The following is a 19294-nucleotide window of genomic DNA, read 5'->3' on the forward strand; positions in this document are numbered from 1 at the left end:
CCGCCCGGGGCGGAGCGCCGGCGCTCAGGTCATCAGGCTGGTGAGGAAGTCCCCGAAACCCTGGAAGATCGCTACCAGGCCGGCGCCGATCGCCTTGAACATCTCCGCCGCGCCCTCGGGCCGGAACGCCATGAAATAGATCAAGAACGCGATGAAGCCCCAGAACAGCAATTTCTTGATCAACTCCGGCATCGTCCCTCCCCAGGGCCGCTGGTGCGGCTGGCTTCCCGGGAAGGAGCAGCGCAAACGGCCCCGGGGCCGGGTCGGCGTCCCGGCCGGCCCGCGGGACCGGCTCGACCGGGGACCTCGACGCAGGCTTCAGAGGTAGAGGCCGGTCGAGTCCGGTTCGACGCGTTCGGCGGCGACGGCGTGCACGTCCCGCTCGCGGAGCAGCACGTAACCGCGGCCGTGCAGCTCGACCTCCGAGCGGTCGTCCGGGTCGAAGAGCACCCGGTCACCGGAGACGATCGAACGGACGTTCGGCCCCACGCCGACGGCGGTGGCCCAGGCCAGGCGCTTGCCGACCGCGGCGGTCGCCGGGATCACGATGCCGGCGGTCGAGCGGCGCTCGCCCTCGCCGCCCTCCATGCGCACCAGCACGCGATCGTGCAGCAGCCGGATCGGCAGGCCGGAGTCGAGATCCTTGTCGGCGGTCACGTCGCAGACGCTACCGTGTGCCGCCCGGCCGGCTCCGGCGTGGTTACGCGGCGGTGGGTGGGGGCAATGTGTGGCGGATCTGCCCTACGGTGGCAGGGTCGGACGTATCCTGTCCGACCTGACGCCCCGGCCGGTGACGGCTTCTCCCCAGGAGGTGCGCTTGAGCCGCTTCGAGCGGATGCGCGGACAGCTCCGCCGCGCGTACCAGTCGGGCCGGGAGTCGGTGCGCACCCGGCGCGCGGCAGCCGAGGCCCGCCGTACGCAGGACGTGCCCGAGCCGGCCGGCACCGCCTCGCCGGCCTCGCCGGGCCCGGTGGCGCCTCCGGCGGCGACCGTCGTCGGTGCCGAACAGCCGGCCGCGCTGCACAACTCGACGACCAGCCGCGACGACGCGGACGTACCGCACGGGCTGCGCATCGCCGCCGCCTGGTCGTGGCGGCTGATCGTGATCGGCATCGTCGCGTGGGCACTGCTGAGGATCGTCGGCCAGATCCGGATCGTCATCATTCCGCTGGCCATCGCCCTGCTCCTGTCGGCGCTGCTCGCGCCGGCGGTGGGCTGGCTGCTGCGGGCGCGACTGCCGAGGTCCCTGGCGACCGCCGTGGTGCTGGTGGGCGGGCTCGCCGGGGTGATCGGCACGCTGACCCTGGTGGTCAACGAGTTCATCCAGGGCGTGCCGAAGCTGAGCGAGAAGTCCTCCCAGGGCGTACGGCAGATCCAGGACTGGCTGAAGACCGGGCCGCTGCACCTCTCGGACGGCCAGTTGGACGCCTACATCGACGAGGCCGAGGCCTGGGTCGAGAGCAACACCCAGACCTTCACCAGCGGGGCGCTCTCCACCGCCGCCACCCTCGCCGAGGTGCTGACCGGCACCGTGCTGGTCCTCTTCGCGACGTTCTTCTTCCTCCGCGACGGCAACCGGATCTGGCGCTTCCTGGTGCGGCTGCTGCCGGTGGGTGCCCGCTGGAAGGTCGACGACGCCGGCCGCGCGTCCTGGCAGACGCTCGGCGCGTACGTCCGCGCCACCGTGCTGGTCGCCTTCATCGACGCGGTCGGCATCGGGATCTTCCTGGTCGTCTTCGACATCCCGTTCGCGTTCCCGCTCGCCGCGCTGGTCTTCCTCGCCTCGTTCATCCCGATCGTCGGCGCCACGCTGTCGGGCGGCGTCGCGGTGCTCGTCGCCCTGGTGGACAGCGGCCTGATCACCGCGTTGATCATCCTCGGCGCGGTGATCGGCGTGCAGCAGCTCGAGGGGCACGTGCTCCAGCCGCTGATCATGGGACGGGCGGTGGCCATCCACCCCCTCGCGGTGATCGTCGGCATCGCCGCCGGTGTGGTGCTGGCCGGGATCACCGGGGCGCTGGTCGCCGTTCCGCTGATCGCCGTGCTGAACACGGCCGTCCGCCGGCTCGCCGCCCGTACCGTCCCGGACACCCCACCCGACGCCGTCGTGGTGGCGAGCCAGGCCCCCTGACCGGGGGCGGGGCCGGTCAGGACCTCGCGAGGCGTTCCAGGGCGCCGCGGGCCACGTCGGGGCGGGTCGTGTACCAGAACGGGGGCAGGGACCGGCGCAGGAACGGGCCGTACCCCCGGGCGGTCTCCAGCCGGGAGTCGAGCACCGCGACGACGCCCCGGTCGGCGGTGGCCCGGATGAGCCGGCCGACCCCCTGCGCGAGCCGGACGGCGGCGATCGGCACGCTCACCGCCGCGAACCCCGACCCGCCGGTCGCGTCCACCGCCGCGGCGCGGGCGGCGGCGAGCGGCTCGTCCGGCCGGGGGAAGGGCAGCCGGTCGATGACCACCAGCTGGCAGGAGTCGCCGGGCACGTCCACCCCCTGCCAGAGCGACATCACCCCGAACAGGCAGCTCGCCCGCTCCTCGCGGAACCGGCGGACCAGCAGCGGCAGCGCCTCCTCGCCCTGGAGCAGCACCGGCAGGTCGGTGCGCGCGCGCAGCAGCTCCGCCGCCTGCTGGGCGGCCCGCCGGGAGGAGAAGAGCCCGAGCGTACGCCCACCGAGCGCCTCGACCAGCCCGAGCAGCTCCTCGCCGGCGGCGTCCGGCAGCCCGGAGGCGCTGGGCCGGGGCAGGTGTGCCGCGACGTACAGGATGCCCTGCCGGGCGTAGTCGAACGGGGAGCCCACGTCGAGCGACCGCCAGCCGGGCCCGGAGGTGACCGGCGCGGCCGGCTCGGCGGCGCGTCCCCCGCGGGCGGCGGTGGCGAGCGCGCCGGCGGCCGGTGAGGGCGGTGTGGTGGGAACGTCCAGGCCGAGTGCCCGGGCCACGGTGTCGAAGCGCCCGCCCAGGGTCAGCGTCGCGGAGGTGGCGACGACGGTGCGCTCCTCGTACAGGTGGGTGGCGAGGGTGCCGGCCACCGAGAGCGGGGCGACCACCAGCGCCCGCCGCCCGCTGGCGTCGTTCCGCTCCACCCACGCCACGTCGTGGTCGGCCTCCTCCAGCAGCCGCTGCGCCGTGGTCGACAGCTCGTCGAGCGCCGCCTTGGCCTGCTGCTTGCGGACCGGGTCCGAGTCGTCGGCCTTGACGTCCCCGATCGCGTCGAGCGCGGCCCGGGTGGCGGCGTCGAGCAGCGTGCACGCCTCCCGCAGCGGGCCCGGCAGCCCGGCGGTGAGCCGCCCGGCCGGCGCCTCGGCCAGCCCGACCGCCAGCGCGTCGCCGGCGGCGGTGAGCGCGTCGGCGGTCTCCGGCCGCAACAGCGGCCGCGCCCGCCGGGTGGACCGGTCGATCAGCTCGGGCACCAGCTCCGCCTGGGCGGCGGAGGAGACCCGGTCGGCCAGCTCGTGCGCCTCGTCCACGACGAGCAGCTTGTGCGGCGGCACGATCTGCCGCCCGGCCAGCATGTCCACCGCGAGCAGGCTGTGGTTGGTCACCACGACGTCGGCCTCCCGGGCCCGGGCCCGGGACGCCTCGGCGAAGCACTCGGCGCCGAACGGACAGCGGGCGGCGCCCACGCACTCCCGCGCCGGCATCGACACCAGCCGCCAGGCCTGGTCGTCGACGCCCGGATCCAGCTCGTCGCGGTCACCGGTGTCGGTCTTCTCGGCCCAGTCGCGCAGCCGCTGGACCTGCTTGCCGAGCCGGCCCGCCTCGCCGAGCCACTTGGTGCCCCCGGCGGGCCGGGGCGCGTCGAAGAGGGTGTCGCCGGGGTCCTCCTCGGTGGAGCTGTCCAGGCGGGCCAGGCAGAGGTAGTGGTGGCGCCCCTTCAGCACGGCGAAGGTGGGGCGCCGGCCCAGCAGCGGCTCGACCGCGTCGGCCAGCCGGGGCAGGTCGTGGTCGACGAGTTGGGACTGGAGCGCCAGGGTCGCGGTCGAGATGACCACCGGGCCGTCGACCGTCAGCGCGGGCGCCAGGTACGCCAGCGACTTGCCGGTGCCGGTGCCGGCCTGCACCAGGAGGTGCTCGCGGGCCGCCACGGCCGCCTCGATCGCCGTGGTCATCTCCTGCTGGCCGGGTCGCGCGGCGCCGCCGGGGACCGCGCCGACCGCCGCCGCGAGCAGCTCCGCAGCGGTCGCCCGGGCACCCGACCGCCGGCCACCGGAACGGGACGAGGGGCTGGCGGGGCCGGTGGCGGTGCGGGGCGGGGTCACCGTGCGACGGTACCCGTCGCCGCCGACAGGCGGCGTCCGCCGGGGCGGCGTGGCGTCGTCACGGTACGGCCGTGCCCGGTTACTTCCCTCCCGCGTCCGTTGAGCCGAATCGGCTAGGGTGCCAGACATGCCGAGCGACGTGGTCCGCGTGATCTACCGCAAGTACGACGGCAGCGCTCACCGTGACTACCCGGCCCGCCGGCTGACCGAGGACGACCTCGGCGTCTGGCTCGGGGTGACGGCCGGCACCCCCTCGGTCTACCACGGCCGCCCCTCCGTCGAGCAGATCCCGTTCGTGCTCCTGGTGCCGCACCACGCCTGGTGGACGGGCATGTTCAACCCGCCGCCGCGCACCAGTGAGGTCTACTGCGACATCGCCAGCCCGGCCCGCTGGGAGGACGACGACACCGTCCACCTGATCGACCTCGACCTCGACGTGGTGCGTCGGCGCGGCACCGGCCTGGTCGAGTTGCGGGACGAGGACGAGTTCGCCGAGCACCGCGAGCGGTTCGGCTACCCGGACGAGGTGGTCGTCGAGGCGCAGGCGGCGGCCCGCTGGCTGTTCGGCGCGCTCGGCGACGGCACCGAGCCGTTCGCCACCTCGTACCGGAAGTGGCTCGCCCTGGTCGTGTGAGCCGGCCGGGGCGGGTGCCGGCCGGCCAGGACCGTGCCGGCCCGCGGCGGCGTCACCAGCGTGGCGGCCAGGTGTCCTCGGGCCCGAGCGGCGCCAGGTCGCGGAGCTTGTCCGGGTTGAGCTGGTTGAAGATGCCGGTGACCCGGCCGTCCTCCACGGCGAGGGCACTGACGATGCGCAGCGGTCGCCCGTCCCGGAAGACGGTCTCCGACTGGAGCCCGAGCACCCCGTCGACCAGCACCGGACGGGTCCGCAGGGTGGCGCCGTAACGGCCGGCCTGGCCGAACACGCCCAGGACGAAGCGGCCGACCTTGTCGGCGCCGTACACGGGCCTGGTGCCGGCCGGGAAGTGCCCGCCGCCGTCGCCGATCAGCACCACGTCCGGCGCGAGGACCTTCAGCAGCGCGTCCAGCTTCCCGGACTCGGCGGCGGCGGCGAACGCCTCGACGACGCGGCGCTGCTCGGCCGCGTCCGCGGTCTGCCGGGGCGCCTCGGGAGCGCTGACGGCCCGGCGGGCCCGGGACGCCAACTGGCGGGCGGCGGCGTCCGTGGTGCCGAGCACCTCGGCGACCCGGGCGAACGGGACGGCGAAGACGTCGTGCAGCACGAACGCGACCCGCTGCTCGGGGCTGAGCCGTTCCAGTACGACCATCAGGGCGGTGCCGACCTGGTCGGTGCGGACCGCCCGCTCGGCCGGGTCGGGGGCGAATCCGTCGCTGCGGGGAGGCGCGTCGAGCGGCGTCACCACCGGCTCCGGCAACCACTGACCGGGGTACGCCTCCCGGCGTACCCGGGCGGAGCGCAGCACGTCGAGGCAGATCCGCGCGCAGGTGGTGGTCAGCCAGGCGCCGAGCTGGCGGATCTCGGCGCGGGCCGCCGGGTCGGCGAGGACGGCCGCGTACCGGAGCCAGGTCTCCTGCACCGCGTCCTCGGCCTCGCTGCGGCTGCCGAGCATCCGGTACGCGACCGCGGTCAGTCGCCCCCGCTCGGCCTCGAACTCGGTCACCAGATCCGTCACGCGCCCGCCTCTCTCCCCGCGGACATCGATTCTCCCGCCCCCAGGACGATCCGGCCGACCCGATCGTGACACGTGTTCCGCCGAGCGGAACGCTCGTCGAGCGCTCCGGGGTGAGCTGGGTGATGATCCGGGGATGAGTGGGATCGACGAGGTCGACGTGGTGCCGCCCGTGGACGGGCCGATGCGGGACCTCCTGCGGGTCGGCCCGGATGGTCTGGGCGCGGTCGATCCGGGGTCGACGCCCGGGCTGCCGGGGCGTGCGGTGACGGGCGAGGACCGCAAGGGCTGGGCCCGGGCGCAGGTCCGGCTGCTCGGTGACGATCTGGCCCGCCGGCAGGAGATGCTGTTCGCCACCGCGAAGGCCCGGGCCGGCGCGGCGGCCGCAGCTTCGGGTGGTACGGAGGCCGTGGCGGGTGCGAGTGCCGGGGCGGCGGGTGCGCCCCGGGTGCTGCTCGTGCTCCAGGCGATGGACTGCGGTGGCAAGGACGGCACGGTGAAGCGGGTGGCCGGCGCGATGAACCCGCTCGGCCTCCACATCCGGTCGTTCGGCCCGCCCACGCCCGAGGAACTGCGGCACGACTTCCTGTGGCGCATCCGGCGGGCGCTGCCGCCGCCGGGGTACGTGGGCGTCTTCAACCGGTCGCACTACGAGGACGTGCTGGTCGCCCGGGTCGAGTCGCTGGTGCCGGAGGCGACCTGGCGGGCCCGGTACGACGAGATCAACGCCTTCGAGCGGGAACTGGTCGGCGCCGGGATGGCCCTGGTCAAGGTGCTGCTGCACATCTCGTACGACGAACAGGGCCGGCGGCTGCTGCAACGCCTGGACGACCCCCGCAAGCACTGGAAGTACGACCCGTCCGACATCGACGCCCGGGCCCGCTGGGACGACTACCAGAGCGCGTACGCGGAGGCGCTGAGCCGGTGCGGCACGGACGCGGCGCCCTGGTACGTGGTGCCCGCTGACCGGAAGTGGTACCGGGACTGGGCGGTCGCGCACCTGTTGCGTGAGACGTTCGACACTCTCGCTCTCGGGTATCCGGCTGCCGATTTCGACGTCCAGCGGGAACGGGAGCGGCTGTTGGGGTTTGAGGAAACGAATGAAGGTGAACGGAAGGTGAACGAGCAGTGAATGCCGCCTGGCCAGTGGTAGGCCGGCGAATTCCTTGATCCGGGGACACCTAGCATTCCCAGGCGGGCGCCCCCGGGGCGGCCACCACCCTTCCACCGACACGACGAGGTCCCGGCTGTGAAGTTTTCCTTCCGCCCGAACGAGGGCGCCTTCTACGAGCTCTTCACCAGGGCCGCGCACAACCTGGTGCGGGGCACCGAGCTCCTCAACGAGCTGGCTCTCCCCGGTGTGGAGGTGCAGTCGGTGAGCGAGCGGCTGACCGAGGTCGAGCACGACAGCGACCAGATCACCCACGAGCTGTTCAAGAAGATCAACTCCACCTTCATCACCCCGTTCGACCGGGAGGACATCTACCGGTTGGGCTCCCAGCTGGACGACGTGATGGACCACCTGGAGGCGGTCGGCAACCTGCTCTACCTCTACGGCCTGACCAAGCTCCCCTCGCTGCCGCGGGAGATGCACGAGCTGGTCAACGTCCTCGACCAGCAGGCGAAGCTGACCGCCGAGGCGATGCCCCGGCTGAAGACCATGAAGGCCCTCGAGGACTACTGGATCGAGTGCAACCGACTCGAGAACGACGGCGACCAGGCGTACCGGATGCTGCTGGTCCGCCTCTTCTCCGGCGAGTACGACGCGCTGACCGTGCTGAAGATGAAGGAGGTCGCCGACGAGCTGGAGGCCGCCTGCGACGCCTTCGAGCACGTGGCGAACACCGTCGAGACCATCGCGGTCAAGGAGTCCTGATCCTGTGAGTCCCGAACTCATCGCCGTGCTGGCGGTGATCGCGGTGGCGCTGGTGTTCGACTACACCAACGGCTTCCACGACGCCGCCAACGCGATCGCGACCAGCATCTCCACCCGGGCGCTGACACCCCGGGTGGCCCTGGCCATGGCGGCGGTCGGCAACTTCATCGGCGCCCACTTCGGCGCCGAGGTGGCCAAGACCGTCGGCAGCGGGCTGGTCAAGCTACCCACCGGCCAGGCCAGCCTCGGCATCGTGTTCGCCGGTGTGATCGGCGCCATCGTCTGGAACCTGATCACCTGGTACTTCGGCCTGCCGTCGTCCTCCTCGCACGCCCTCATCGGCGGCCTGGTCGGCTCGACCATCGCCGCGTCCGGCACGGTGCTGTGGACCGGCATCGGCGAGAGCGTCATCATCCCGATGATCCTGTCGCCGATGGTCGGCTTCCTGCTCGGCTACATCGTGATGATCGCCGTGCAGTGGATCTTCCGGAAGGGGCACCCGGGCAAGCTCAACCGGGGCTTCCGCTGGGCGCAGACCGCCTCGGCCGCCGCCATGTCCGTCGGCCACGGCATGCAGGACGCCGCGAAGACCATCGGCATCGTGGTGCTCGCCCTCTACGTCGGCGGCTACCAGGACGACGCCACCTTCATCCCGGAGTGGGCGTTCTGGACCTCGGCCGCCGTCCTCGCCGCCGGCACGTACGCCGGTGGCTGGCGGATCATCCGGACGCTGGGGCGGAAGATCATCGACCTGCGCCCGCCGGAGGGCTTCGCCGCGGAGACCGTCGCCAGCTCGGTGCTGTACTTCAACGCGCTGGTGCTCGGCGCGCCGATCTCCACCACCCACACGATCACCTCGGCGATCATGGGTGTGGGCGCCACCAAGCGGCTCTCCGCCGTCCGGTGGGGCGTCGCCGGCAACATCATCGGCGCGTGGGTCCTGACCTTCCCCGCCGCCGGCTCCATCGGCGCCCTGATGTACTTCCTGGCCCGCCCCCTCTTCAGCTGAGGTGTAAGGAAGGGCCCCTTGTTAACGCCTCGCGTTGTGCAAGGGGCCCTTCCTAACACGTTCACACGTACTCGACGCCGATCCGGGCGCGGATGCCGTCCAGCAGGGCCATGACCTCGAGCGTCGTCGAGTGCGGGACCAGCGGGCTCTCCAGCAGGCCCTCCGCGAGGCAGCGCTGCACCTCGGCCGCCTCGTCCTGGTAGCCGTTGCCCACCAGCTCCGCGCCGATCGTCTCCGGTTCGGCGCCGGCCCGGTGCACGGTCACGAACCCCGGCCGGTAGAACGGCTCCGGGAGGTCCATCCGGCCGCCGGTACCGGTGATCGAGGCGGTCAGCGGCGTCACGCCGACCATGCCGCAGCTGAGCGTGGCGACCGCCCCCGACTCGTACCCGAGGACGATCCCGGTGTTCTCGTCCACACCTTCCGGGCTGATCTTCGCCCAGGCGTGGACGTGGTCCGGCACACCGAGCAGCAGGTGGGCCAGGCTGATCGGGTACACCCCGAGGTCCAGCAGCGCGCCGCCGCCGAGGGCGCGGGCCCGCATCCGGTGCTCCGGCGGGAACGGGCCGCCCACCCCGAAGTCGGCCCGCACGCTCGTGACCGTGCCGATCGCCCCGTCGGCGACCAGCTCGCACACCCGCCGGATCAGCGGGTTCGTCCGCATCCACATGGCCTCCATCAGGAAGACACCGGCCGCGCGCGCCGTCTCCACCAGCTCGCGGCTGGTGGCCAGGTCGAGCGTGAACGGCTTCTCCAGCAGCACCGCGCGCCCGGCCCGCAGGCAGGTCAGGGCGGCCTCGTGGTGGGCGGCGTGGGGGGTGGCCACGTAGACCACGTCCAGGTCGGGGTCCGCCGCCAGTTCCGACCAGGAGGCGTACGCCCGGGGTACGCCGTGCCGGCGCGCGAACCGCTCCGCGCTCTCGGCCGTCCGTGAACCGACCGCGACCAGTTCGGCGCCCGGTACCAGCCGGAGGTCTTCGGCGAAGCGCCCGGCGATGTGGCCGGTGGCGAGGATGCCCCATCGAGTCATGGCGGCCACGCTAGCGAAGACCCGCCGAGCGGCTGACGGCCGTTCCGGCAGCCGGGAACCAGGTCGTGCCGGGGCGGTGCCGGCCCTGCCGGGCGGGCCCGACGCAGGCCGGTGAGCGCTTCCGGGACATGCCCTAGGCTCGCCGCATGACGATCGACCCCGACGGCTTCCCCGCACCGCCGGCGCTCGTGGAGCACGCCCGCCGGTTCCACGCGGAGGGCGGCACCCCGGCGGTGCCCAGGGTGGCGGCCACCGTGCTGCTGCTCCGGCCGGCCGCAGCCGGCTTCGAGGTGTACCTGATCCGCCGGGTCGCCGCGATGGCCTTCGGCGGCATGTACGCCTTCCCCGGCGGCGGGGTCGACCCCTCGGACTCGCAGGCCCACGTGGGCTGGGCCGGGCCGGCCCCGGCCGAGTGGGGAGCCCGGCTCGGCCTGAGCCCGGAGGCCGCGCAGGCGGTGGTGTGCGCCGCCGCCCGGGAGGTCTTCGAGGAGGCGGGCGTCCTGCTCGCCGGCCCCGACGGCGACACCGTGGTGGGTGACGTCTCGGGGGACGACTGGGAGGCGGCCCGGGTCGCCCTGGAGGGGCGGCAGGTGGGCTTCGCCGACCTGCTCGCCGAACGCGGGCTCACCCTCCGGTCGGACCTGCTGCTGCCGTGGAGCCGGTGGATCACACCCGAGTTCGAGCCGCGCCGCTTCGACACGTACTTCTTCGTCGCCCTGCTCCCAACGGGGCAGCGGACGCGGCACGTCTCCGGGGAGGCCGACCGGACGCTGTGGATCCGACCGGCGGACGCCTGCGACCGGGCCGGGGACGGCGAGTTGACGATGCTCCCGCCCACGCTGGTCACCCTCGGCCAGGTCGCGGCGTGCGGGGACCTCGACGGCGTCGTGGCGGCCTCGGCCACCCGCGACCCCGCCACCCCGGTCACTCCCCACCTCGACGTCCGCCCCGACGGCGAGGCCCGCTTCGTTCTCGGCTGAGCGGGCCTCGAACGGCGAAAGAGTGGCCGTTCCTCGCGGGAACGGCCACTCTTTCCGTGGATCTGCGTGCGGGTCGTGGTGACCGGCAGTGCGGCTCAGCCGAAGCGGCCGGTGATGTAGTCCTCGGTCTTCTTCACGCTCGGATTGCTGAAGATCTTCTGCGTGTTGTCGTACTCGATGAGGCGGCCCGGGTCACCGGTCTTCTCGATGGAGAAGAACGCGGTCCGGTCCGACACCCGCGCGGCCTGCTGCATGTTGTGCGTGACGATGATGATCGTGAACTTGTCCTTGAGCTGGAACATCAGGTCCTCGATGGCCAGCGTCGAGATCGGGTCGAGCGCGGAGCAGGGCTCGTCCATCAGCACGACCTGCGGCTCGACCGCGATGGTGCGGGCGATGCAGAGCCGCTGCTGCTGACCGCCGGAGAGGCCGGCGCCGGGCTTGCCGAGCCGGTCCTTCACTTCGTCCCACAGGTTCGCCGAGCGGAGCGCCCTCTCGGCCGCCTCGTCCAGGATCGACTTGCGGCGCACGCCGTTGAGGCGCAGGCCGGCCACGACGTTCTCGTAGATGCTCATGGTCGGGAACGGGTTGGGGCGCTGGAAGACCATGCCGATCATGCGGCGGACGGCGGTGACGTCCACGTCGCGGTCGTAGACGTCCTGGCCGTCGATGGTCAGGCTGCCCTCGACGCGGGCGCCGGGGAGCACCTCGTGCATCCGGTTGATGGACCGCAGGAAGGTGGACTTGCCGCAGCCGGACGGCCCGATGAGGGCGGTGACCGTCTTCGGCTCGACGGTCAGGCTGATGTCCTCGATCGCCTTGAAACCGCCGTAGTACGCGGTGACCTTCGAGGCTTCGATGCGCTTCGCCATGGTGGTGGTACCTCCGGGGTTCATCGGCTGAGCCGGTTACGGCGGGCCAGCAACTTCGCCGCGATCGTCAGGATCAGCACGAGGGCGACCAGGGTGAGTGCCGCGGTCCACGCCCGTGCCGGCGCGTACCGGGACGCGTCACCGGCCTGCTGGTAGACGAAGAGGGCCAGCGACGACTGGTTGTTCTCGAACGGGTTGAAGTTGATCGCCGCGCCGCCGCCGGCGACGAGCAGCACCGGGGCCGTCTCGCCGGCCGCGCGGGCGATGGCGAGCATGACGCCGGTGACGATGCCCGGCAGCGCGGTCGGCAGGACGATCCGCAGGATCGTCTTCCACTTCGGTACGCCCAGGGCGTACGCGCCCTCGCGCAGCGGCGCGGGGACCAGGCGCAGCATCTCCTCCGTGGAGCGGACCACGGTCGGCAGCATCAGCACGCTCAGTGCCAGCGCGGCGGCGAAGCCGGAGAATCCCGGCCGCCCGGTGGAGCTGAAGTACGGCGAGACGATCAGCACCCAGAACGCCAGGATGAACAGGCCGGCGACGATGGACGGGATGCCGGTCATGACGTCGACGAAGAACCGGATCGCGAAGGCGAACTTGCCACGGCCGTACTCGACCACGTAGATCGCGCAGAGGATGCCGAGCGGCACGGTGATCAGGGTGGCGATACCGACCTGGATCAGGGTGCCGACGATGGCGTGGTACGCGCCGCCCTCCGGGTCCCGCGCCCCGATGTTGTTCATCGAGGTGAGGAAGAAGTTGGCGTCGAACCGCTCCAGACCCTTGCTGACCAGCGTCCAGACCACCGAGGCCAGCGGCAGCACCGCCAGCACGAACGCCGAGTGGATCAGGGCGCTCCAGGCGCGGTTGCGGGCCGACCGGCGACCCTCGACGGCGTTCGCCGCGGCGAAGAGCCCGGCCAGGTACAGCAGCGCGCCGACCACGACCACGAGGACCGGGCCGCCGATGCCGGTGCCGTACACGAGCGCGGCCGAGACCAGCAGCGCGGCGAGTGCGATGACCGGTGCCGCGTACTTCGGCAGCCGGCGGGCGCGCAGCGTCGGCGGCTGGGCCGGCGGGCGGGTGCGGTGCGAGGTGACGGTGGTGGTCATGCGGCCGACTCCGTGAACTCCCGGCGGCGGTAGATGATCGCCCGCGCGGTGATGTTGACGATCAGCGTGATGGCGAAGAGGACCAGACCGGAGGCGATCAGCGCGCCCCGACCCGTCTCGTTCGCCTCGCCGAACGCGTTGGCGATGTTGGCGGCGATCGTGTTGCCGCCGTTCTCGATCAGGTTGAACGAGATGCCGAAGGTGATGCCGAGGGTCAACGCGAGGGCGATCGTCTCGCCCAGCGCGCGGCCGAGGCCGAGCATCACCGCGGCGATGATGCCGGGGCGGCCGTAGGGGAGCACTGCGGTGCGCAGCATCTCCCAGCGGGTGGCGCCCAGCGCGAGGGCGGCCTCCTCGTTGGCCGTCGGCGTCTGAAGGAACACCTCGCGCGAGAGCGACGTGATGATCGGCAACACCATGATGGCCAGCACCAGGGCGCCGAGCAGGATCGACCGCCCGAACGGCCCGTCGCCCCCGAAGAGCGGGATCCAGCTGAAGTATTCGTTCAGCCAGACCGAGAAGTCGCGAACCGGGTTGATGAACACCTCGCGACCCCAGAGGCCGAAGACGACGCTGGGCACGGCCGCCAGCAGGTCGATCAGGAAGCCGAGGGTGGTGCCCACCCGGCGCGGCGCGTAGTGCGAGAGGTAGAGCGCGATGCCCAGGGCGATCGGCACCGCGATGAGCAGTGCGAGTGCGGAGCTGAGCACGGTGCCGAAGGCGAGCGCGCCGATGCCGAACTTCGGCTCGGGGTCGTTGGGGAACCAGCCCTCGAACGTCCAGAAGTTCTCGGTGTTCGCCTGCAGGGCCGGCACGGCCTTGGCGATCAGGAAGACCGCGATCGCCGCGATGATGACGAGCACGGCGGTCCCGGCGGCCACGGTGAGACCGCGGAAGGCCCGCTCGGCGCCGAACCTGCGGGCACGCGGCAAGGCGCCGCCGCCACCCAGCCCCGGCCCGTCCGGGGTGCGAAGTGGTGCCTCGGCCACACGCGCCGAGGCACCGGCGGACCACCCGTGAGTGGTTCCGCCGGTGCCGGCGTTGGCCGAGCGGGGAGGGATGTCACCCATCAGCTCGCTCGCTCCGATTGAGATACGTGGTGGTGTCGGTCAGGTCAGGAGAGGCTCTTGACCGCGGTCTCGACCTTGGTGCGGACGCTGTCCGGCAGCGGGGCGTAGCCCAGCTCGGTCAGCTCCGACTGGCCCTCGGTGCTGGCCGCGTAGCCGAGGAAGCCCTTGATCAGCGGGAGCTTGTCGGCGGCGTGGCCCTTCTCGCAGACGATCTCGTACGTCACCAGGACGATCGGGTACGCCCCGGCCTCCTTGGTGTTGTAGTCGATCTTCATCTTGAGGTCGTTGCCCTGGCCCTCGACCGCGGCGCCCTGGATGGTCTTGCCGGCCGCCTCCGCGGTCAGCTCGGCGAACTCGCCGGCGCCGTTACCGATCTTGGCGATGCCCAGGCTGGCGTTCTCGGCGAACGACCACTCCATGTAGCCGATGGCGCCGTCGGCCTGCTTGACCGCGCTGGCCACGCCGTCCGAGCCCTTGGCGCCGGTGCCGCCCGGGGCCTTCCACTCCTTGGCCTTGCCGAAGGTCCAGTCGGCCTCGGCGGTCTTGGAGAGGAAGTCGGTGAAGTTGTCGGTGGTGCCGGACGAGTCCGACCGGTGCACGGTCTGGATGGTGGTGGCCGGCAGCTTGGCGTCCGGGTTGTCCGCCTTGATGGCCGCGTCGTCCCACTTGGTGATCTTGCCAGCGAAGATCTTGGCCAGGGTGGCCGGCTTCAGCTGGAGGTTGTCCACACCGCTGACGTTGTGGGCGACGGCGACCGGGCCGATCACCATCGGCAGGTTGATCGCCTTGCCGGTGGCGCAGCGGGCGTCGGCCTTGGGCTGCTGGTCCTCCTTCAACGCCGAGTCCGAGCCGGCGAAGTCGGCGGTGCCGGCGATGAAGGCCTCGATCCCGGCGCCGGAGCCGGAGGGCTCGTAGTTGATCGTGGTGCCCTGGCACTTCTGCTGGTACGCCTTGATCCACTCGGACACGGCGTTCTTCTGCGCCGAGGAGCCCTGGGCGTTCAGCGTGCCGGTGGCGCAGTCGGCCGCGGCGGACGACCCGGAGGCCGACGGGTTGGCAGGCTCGTTGTTGTCCGAGCCGCATGCACTGAGAGCGAGCGTCGCGGTAAGAGCGAGGCAGGCGAGAGTGCCGTGCCGCTGGAGCTTCACCTGAGGGGTTTCCCTTCACGTCTGACTGGCTTGGCGGCCCCGGGTTGGGGGCCGGGGAGCCGGCACGCTGACCGGCATGGCCCAAAAGCTAGGAGTGCCAGGTGACTGGTTCGCCGGTCACAAGTGAACGGAAGGTGAACACGTGCGACCCTCGTGGTGGCCGGTCGCTGAGGGTGAGTTGTCCGTTTAGTGAACTGGGCTGCCACTGTCGGAAGTATGAGCATTTTTCCGGCAGTCCGTTACCGCGCGGAGTCGTGGCCGTTATCCGGCGGTGATGCGGGGTGACGGCCCGGGTCACGAGATCCGGGCCACCTCGGCGGCCACCCGTCGGCGCAGCGGCTCCGGCAGCGCCGCGTAGCCCAGCTCCGTGATGAGCCGCTGCCCCTCCGCGCTGGCCGCCCACCCCAGGAAGCCACGCACCAGCGGCACCTCGTCGGCGGCCAGCCCGCGGTCGCAGACGAACTCGTACGTCACCAGCACGATCGGGTACGCCCCGGCGGCCCGCGTTCCGGTGTCGACGTCGACCCGCAGGTCGCCGGCCGGCTCGGGGACGGCCTGCACGGCGGCCTGCGCCGACGGGGCTACGAACCCGCCGGACGCGTTGCGGATCCGCGCCACCGCCAGGCCCTCCGTCCGGGCGTACGACAACTCCAGGTAGCCGATCGCGCCGTCGGTGTCCTGGACCGCCTCGGCCAGCCGCTCCGACCCCTCGGCGCCGACACCGCCCGACGCCGGCCACTCCCGGTCGGAGCCGAGCGTCCACTCCGCCGGAGCCGCCTCCGACAGGAAGGCGGTGAACGTCTCCGTGGTGCCGGACTCGTCCGCCCGGTGGACGGCGTGGACCGGAGTCGGGGGCAGTTGCACTCCCGGGTTGTCCGCGCGGATCGCCGGATCGTCCCACCGCTCGATCCCGCCCGCGAAGATCCGGGCGAGGAGAGCCGGACTCAGCCGCAGCTCCGGTAGGCCGCCGACCCGGTAGGCGACGGCCACCGGGCCGATCACCATCGGCAGGCTGACCACCCGACCGCCCGAACACTGTGCGTCGGCCTGGACCTGCTCCTTCGCGTCGAGCAACGACTCGCTGCCGGCGAAGTCCGCCATGCCGGCGACCAGTGCCTTGATGCCCGCGCCCGAGCCGGACGGCTCGTAGTTGATGGTCGAGCCGGGACACGACCGCTGGTACGCGCGGATCCACCGCTCCATGGCGTTGCGCTGCGCGGAGGAGCCCTGGGCGTCGAGGGTGCCGGCGGCGCAGAACACCTCGGGCACCGGGCCGTCCGGCCGGGCCGGCGCGCACCCGGCGAGCAGCAGCGCGAGGCACGCCCCGGCCTGGGCCAGGGCCGCTGCGGCCGGGGCCGGGCGCCACCGGCGTCGGCGGCCGGTGGACGGACGGCCCCCGGAGCCACTCGCCCGCCGGCCGCCCACGACTCAGCCCAGGTGGTAGTTGACGTGCGCGGACCAGCGGGCGAAGCCGAGCCGCTCGTACAGGGCCACCGCCGCGGTGTTGGACTCGTCGACGTAGAGCATCACCCGGTCCAGGCCGCGCCGGTCCCGCAGGTACGCGAGGCCGGCCGCGGTCAGCGCCTTGCCGAGCCCGCCGCCGTGGGCGCCCGGGTCGACACCCAGCACGTACACCTCGCCGATCGGGGCCGAGCCGGGCCGCTCGTGGACCTTCGTCCAGTGGAAGCCGAGCAACTCACCCGTCGGCTCGGCCACGGCGAGCAGGAAACCGGCCGGGTCGAACCACGGCTCGTCGAGGCGTACCCGCAGGTCGGCGGCGGTCCAACGGCCCTGCTCGGGGTGGTCGGCGAAGGCCCGCGCGTTGAGCGCCAGCCAGGCGTCGTCGTCGGCGCCCGGCCGGTACGCGCGCAGCGTCACCCCGTCGGGCAGGCGCGGCTCGGGAACCGGGGCGGTGAGCGGCCGGCGCAGTTGCCACAGCACCCGGGCCCGCGCGAAGCCCAGATCTACCGCGAGGGCGGCGGCCGAGGGGTGGTCGCCGTGCGCCCAGGCGCGCAGCGGCCCGGTCGCCGCCGTCACCACGCCGCGGGCCAGGGCACGTCCGGTGCCACGCCGGCGGTGGGCGGGATGGACCACCATCTCCACGCCGATGCCCGCCGCCGGGTCGGTGATGTCCAGGTGTGCGTACCCGGTGATGGTGCCGTCGTCGGCGCGGGCCGTGAGGTGCGCGGCCGGCGCCCGCCCGTCCCGGAGCCGGAGCAGGACGTGCTCGTCGAGCGGGTCCGCGCCGTCGGCGTCCCCGGCGGCGCGGGCGAGGGCCAGCACGTCGGCGATCTCCGTCGGGTCGAGTCGGTCGGTCCGGTACACCCGGTCGCGGGCGGGTTCGGGGCTGCTCACCGGGTCACCGTAGCCCGTCCCCCGGGCCGGCTCCGGTGGACCGGGCGGCATCCGCAGCCGTCGCGCCGCCGGGGTGGCCGCCGATTCCGGCCACGCGGTCCCGGCACCGTCGCCCGCGCTCGTGGGCAGCATCGTCATGTCGGGTCGGGGGGCAGGGCCGCCACCTGGAACCGGCTGGTGAGGTCCGGCAGGATCCGGTACAGCGCGTCCACTGTGCCCTGCCGGTCGCCGCCGGCGTCGTGCAGCAGCACGACCGCACCCGGCTCCACGCCGGTGGTCACCGTCGACGCGATGTGGCCCGCGCCGGGCACGCGCCAGTCGGCCGGGTCGACCGTCCAGTGCAGCGGGATCATGCCGAGTTCCTGTGCCACCGAGACCACCGGGTACGTCCAGGCGCCGCCGGGCTGCCGGTAGTAGGCGATCGGCGCGTCCGGCGCCGCCGCCCGGATCGCCTCGGTCGTCCGGAGCAGGTCGGCCCGGATCCGATCCGGCGACCGGGCACCGAGCGTGACGTCGTGGTTCCAGGTGTGGTTGCACAGCGTGTGGCCGTCGGCCACGATCGCCTGGATCAGGTCGGGGTGGTTGCTCGCGTTCTCGCCGACCACGCAGAACGTCGCGGTGACGTTGAAGTCCCGCAGGATCGCGAGGACCTGCGGGGTGTAGCGGGGGTCCGGCCCGTCGTCGAAGGTCAGCGCCACCGTGGACGTGCCGGTCGTGCTGCGGGCGCCGTACGTGCGGATGCCGTCGACGATCTCCGGTTCGCCGGTGTCCTTCCGCGGGCCGGCGGGGTCACCCGACCGCGACGGGCGGGTGCCGGTCTCCCCGGACGGGGGCGGCTGGTCGCCGTAGTGCGGACCGGTGGCGCTGGTGGTGACGCCGGATCGCAGTCCGTCCGGCACGAGGCTGCGGGCGATCGCGTACGCCGAACCGAGCAGCGCGGTCAGCACCAGCAGCACGATGCCGAGGCTGCGGGCGGCCGGGGAGAGCCGCATCAGTCAGCCCGCCTGTGACGAACCGTCGCCCCCGTGGTCAATTCGCGCACCGCCGCCCCCTCTGACTGGCCAAACCTGGCAGTCAGAATAAAGTGAGCTATCCGCGCAAAAGGGGCGAATACTCGAATGGGGCTCAGACCGGCAGTGGCGCGTGCTCGCTCTCCGGCAGCGACCGCGACGGCGGGACGACGAACTTGTAACCGACCTGGCGGACCGTGCCGATCATCGACTCGTACTCCGAGCCGAGCTTGGCCCGCAGCCGACGGACGTGCACGTCCACCGTGCGGGTGCCGCCGAAGTAGTCGTAGCCCCAGACCTCGCGCAGCAGCTGGTCGCGCGTGAAGACCCGGCCCGGGTGCTGCGCCAGGAACTTCAGCAGCTCGAACTCCTTGTACGTGAGGTCGAGCGGCCGGCCCTTCAGCTTCGCGGCGTACGTGTCGGGGTCGATCGTGAGCTCGCCCGCCCGGATCGAGCCACCGGCGCCGGCGGTCGCGTTGCTCAGCCGGCCCACCGCCAGGCGCAGCCGGGCCTCGACCTCGGCCGGACCCGCCGCGGCGAGGATGACGTCGTCGACGCCCCAGTCCGCGTTGAGGGCGATCAGCCCGGCCTCGGTGACCACGGCGACCAGTGGCACGCCGAGCCCGGTGGCGTGCAGCATCCGGCAGGTGGCGCGGGCCTCGCTCAGCTCGGAGCGGGCGTCGACCAGCACCGCGTCGGGGCTGGGGCCGGCGACCAGCGTGCGGACGTCGCGCGGCGCGGTGCGGACCGAGTGGGGCAGCAGGTCGAGCGCCGGCAGCACAGCGGACGGTTCGCCTGCTCGCGCGGTCACCAGCAGCAGGATCTCCACGATCACCTCCGTCCCGGCGGCCCTCGGCCGCGCGCGACCAGCGGCACACTCCTCGCGGGTGGCGCTGAGAACTTGCGTGGTCCCGGCGTCGCTGA

At 72.9% G+C, this 19294-nt stretch carries 19 protein-coding genes; 6 read left to right on the forward strand and 13 right to left on the reverse strand.

Annotated elements, in window-relative coordinates:
• Window positions 1-24 precede the first annotated feature (24 nt).
• Window positions 25-192, reverse strand: a complete 168-nt coding sequence (locus GKC29_RS29495) for a hypothetical protein (RefSeq protein WP_196255831.1) — start codon at window positions 190-192, stop codon at window positions 25-27.
• A gap of 126 nt (window positions 193-318) precedes the next feature.
• Complete coding sequence (locus tag GKC29_RS06980; protein WP_155330041.1) at window positions 319-657, reverse strand: co-chaperone GroES; 339 nt, start codon at window positions 655-657, stop codon at window positions 319-321.
• Window positions 658-835: 178 nt separating this feature from the next.
• Between GKC29_RS06980 and GKC29_RS06985 the strand changes: the two genes are divergently transcribed.
• Window positions 836-2131, forward strand: a complete 1296-nt coding sequence (locus tag GKC29_RS06985) for an AI-2E family transporter (RefSeq protein ID WP_230689046.1) — start codon at window positions 836-838, stop codon at window positions 2129-2131.
• A gap of 16 nt (window positions 2132-2147) precedes the next feature.
• Here the strand turns inward: GKC29_RS06985 and GKC29_RS06990 are convergent, their stop codons facing one another.
• The gene (locus GKC29_RS06990) at window positions 2148-4259 is read right to left on the reverse strand and encodes an ATP-dependent DNA helicase (RefSeq protein ID WP_155330043.1); all 2112 of its coding nucleotides are present in this window, start codon (window positions 4257-4259) and stop codon (window positions 2148-2150) included.
• Window positions 4260-4386: 127 nt separating this feature from the next.
• On the opposite strand from GKC29_RS06990, the gene GKC29_RS06995 reads away from it, so the two are divergent.
• Window positions 4387-4893: a DUF402 domain-containing protein gene (locus GKC29_RS06995; protein ID WP_155330044.1), complete on the forward strand. Its 507-nt coding sequence runs from the start codon at window positions 4387-4389 to the stop codon at window positions 4891-4893.
• A gap of 52 nt (window positions 4894-4945) precedes the next feature.
• Here the strand turns inward: GKC29_RS06995 and sigJ are convergent, their stop codons facing one another.
• On the reverse strand, window positions 4946-5911 hold the full coding sequence (gene sigJ / locus GKC29_RS07000) for an RNA polymerase sigma factor SigJ (protein WP_155330045.1): 966 nt from the start codon (window positions 5909-5911) through the stop codon (window positions 4946-4948).
• Between the two features lie 133 nt (window positions 5912-6044).
• Between sigJ and GKC29_RS07005 the strand changes: the two genes are divergently transcribed.
• From GKC29_RS07005 to GKC29_RS07015, 3 genes are all read left to right on the forward strand, one after another.
• Window positions 6045-7040 (forward strand): PPK2 family polyphosphate kinase, encoded by a 996-nt coding sequence (locus GKC29_RS07005; protein WP_230688945.1) that lies wholly within the window; start codon window positions 6045-6047, stop codon window positions 7038-7040.
• 117 nt (window positions 7041-7157) lie between these two features.
• Complete coding sequence (locus GKC29_RS07010; protein WP_155330046.1) at window positions 7158-7784, forward strand: DUF47 domain-containing protein; 627 nt, start codon at window positions 7158-7160, stop codon at window positions 7782-7784.
• A gap of 4 nt (window positions 7785-7788) precedes the next feature.
• Window positions 7789-8793 carry an inorganic phosphate transporter gene (locus GKC29_RS07015; RefSeq protein WP_155330047.1) on the forward strand — a complete coding sequence of 335 codons (1005 nt, stop codon included), beginning with the start codon at window positions 7789-7791 and terminating at the stop codon, window positions 8791-8793.
• Between the two features lie 61 nt (window positions 8794-8854).
• On the opposite strand, the gene GKC29_RS07020 is transcribed toward GKC29_RS07015, so the two are convergent.
• Window positions 8855-9823 (reverse strand): Gfo/Idh/MocA family protein, encoded by a 969-nt coding sequence (locus tag GKC29_RS07020; RefSeq protein WP_155330048.1) that lies wholly within the window; start codon window positions 9821-9823, stop codon window positions 8855-8857.
• Window positions 9824-9969: 146 nt separating this feature from the next.
• Here GKC29_RS07020 and GKC29_RS07025 point away from each other — a divergent pair, with 146 nt between their 5' ends.
• On the forward strand, window positions 9970-10803 hold the full coding sequence (locus GKC29_RS07025; RefSeq protein WP_155330049.1) for an NUDIX domain-containing protein: 834 nt from the start codon (window positions 9970-9972) through the stop codon (window positions 10801-10803).
• Between the two features lie 95 nt (window positions 10804-10898).
• On the opposite strand, the gene pstB is transcribed toward GKC29_RS07025, so the two are convergent.
• The 8 genes from pstB to GKC29_RS07065 all read right to left on the reverse strand — a co-directional run bounded on the left by pstB (window position 10899) and on the right by GKC29_RS07065 (window position 19205).
• The gene (pstB, locus tag GKC29_RS07030; protein ID WP_155334021.1) at window positions 10899-11675 is read right to left on the reverse strand and encodes a phosphate ABC transporter ATP-binding protein PstB; all 777 of its coding nucleotides are present in this window, start codon (window positions 11673-11675) and stop codon (window positions 10899-10901) included.
• A gap of 20 nt (window positions 11676-11695) precedes the next feature.
• Window positions 11696-12787, reverse strand: coding sequence for a phosphate ABC transporter permease PstA (gene pstA / locus GKC29_RS07035; RefSeq protein ID WP_155330050.1), 1092 nt, complete (start codon window positions 12785-12787; stop codon window positions 11696-11698).
• Window positions 12784-13857, reverse strand: a complete 1074-nt coding sequence (gene pstC, locus GKC29_RS07040; RefSeq protein WP_155330051.1) for a phosphate ABC transporter permease subunit PstC — start codon at window positions 13855-13857, stop codon at window positions 12784-12786. The genes pstA and pstC overlap by 4 nt, the downstream gene beginning before the upstream one ends.
• Window positions 13858-13901: 44 nt before the next feature.
• Window positions 13902-15005 (reverse strand): phosphate ABC transporter substrate-binding protein PstS, encoded by a 1104-nt coding sequence (gene pstS / locus GKC29_RS07045; RefSeq protein WP_155330052.1) that lies wholly within the window; start codon window positions 15003-15005, stop codon window positions 13902-13904.
• 294 nt (window positions 15006-15299) lie between these two features.
• On the reverse strand, window positions 15300-16430 hold the full coding sequence (gene pstS / locus GKC29_RS07050) for a phosphate ABC transporter substrate-binding protein PstS (protein WP_155330053.1): 1131 nt from the start codon (window positions 16428-16430) through the stop codon (window positions 15300-15302).
• A gap of 3 nt (window positions 16431-16433) precedes the next feature.
• The gene (gene mshD, locus GKC29_RS07055) at window positions 16434-17360 is read right to left on the reverse strand and encodes a mycothiol synthase (protein WP_155330054.1); all 927 of its coding nucleotides are present in this window, start codon (window positions 17358-17360) and stop codon (window positions 16434-16436) included.
• A 134-nt stretch (window positions 17361-17494) separates the two neighbouring features.
• A complete protein-coding gene (locus tag GKC29_RS07060) occupies window positions 17495-18352 on the reverse strand; it encodes a polysaccharide deacetylase family protein (RefSeq protein WP_155330055.1) in 858 nt (285 codons plus the stop codon).
• A 133-nt stretch (window positions 18353-18485) separates the two neighbouring features.
• Window positions 18486-19205 carry a response regulator transcription factor gene (locus GKC29_RS07065; protein ID WP_196255832.1) on the reverse strand — a complete coding sequence of 240 codons (720 nt, stop codon included), beginning with the start codon at window positions 19203-19205 and terminating at the stop codon, window positions 18486-18488.
• Window positions 19206-19294 lie beyond the last annotated feature (89 nt).

This window comes from Micromonospora sp. WMMC415 (genome assembly GCF_009707425.1).
GTDB lineage: Bacteria > Actinomycetota > Actinomycetes > Mycobacteriales > Micromonosporaceae > Micromonospora.

What these genes read in the sequence shown, in the direction of transcription:
- GKC29_RS29495 (WP_196255831.1), bottom strand. Translation starts at nt 192, where the DNA reads ATGCCGGAGTTGATCAAGAAATTGCTGTTCTGGGGCTTCATCGCGTTC.
- GKC29_RS06985 (WP_230689046.1), top strand. Translation starts at nt 836, where the DNA reads ATGCGCGGACAGCTCCGCCGCGCGTACCAGTCGGGCCGGGAGTCGGTG.
- GKC29_RS06995 (WP_155330044.1), top strand. Translation starts at nt 4,387, where the DNA reads ATGCCGAGCGACGTGGTCCGCGTGATCTACCGCAAGTACGACGGCAGC.
- GKC29_RS07005 (WP_230688945.1), top strand. Translation starts at nt 6,045, where the DNA reads ATGAGTGGGATCGACGAGGTCGACGTGGTGCCGCCCGTGGACGGGCCG.
- GKC29_RS07020 (WP_155330048.1), bottom strand. Translation starts at nt 9,823, where the DNA reads ATGACTCGATGGGGCATCCTCGCCACCGGCCACATCGCCGGGCGCTTC.
- GKC29_RS07025 (WP_155330049.1), top strand. Translation starts at nt 9,970, where the DNA reads ATGACGATCGACCCCGACGGCTTCCCCGCACCGCCGGCGCTCGTGGAG.
- pstB (WP_155334021.1), bottom strand. Translation starts at nt 11,675, where the DNA reads ATGGCGAAGCGCATCGAAGCCTCGAAGGTCACCGCGTACTACGGCGGT.
- pstA (WP_155330050.1), bottom strand. Translation starts at nt 12,787, where the DNA reads ATGACCACCACCGTCACCTCGCACCGCACCCGCCCGCCGGCCCAGCCG.
- pstC (WP_155330051.1), bottom strand. Translation starts at nt 13,857, where the DNA reads ATGGGTGACATCCCTCCCCGCTCGGCCAACGCCGGCACCGGCGGAACC.
- GKC29_RS07060 (WP_155330055.1), bottom strand. Translation starts at nt 18,352, where the DNA reads ATGCGGCTCTCCCCGGCCGCCCGCAGCCTCGGCATCGTGCTGCTGGTG.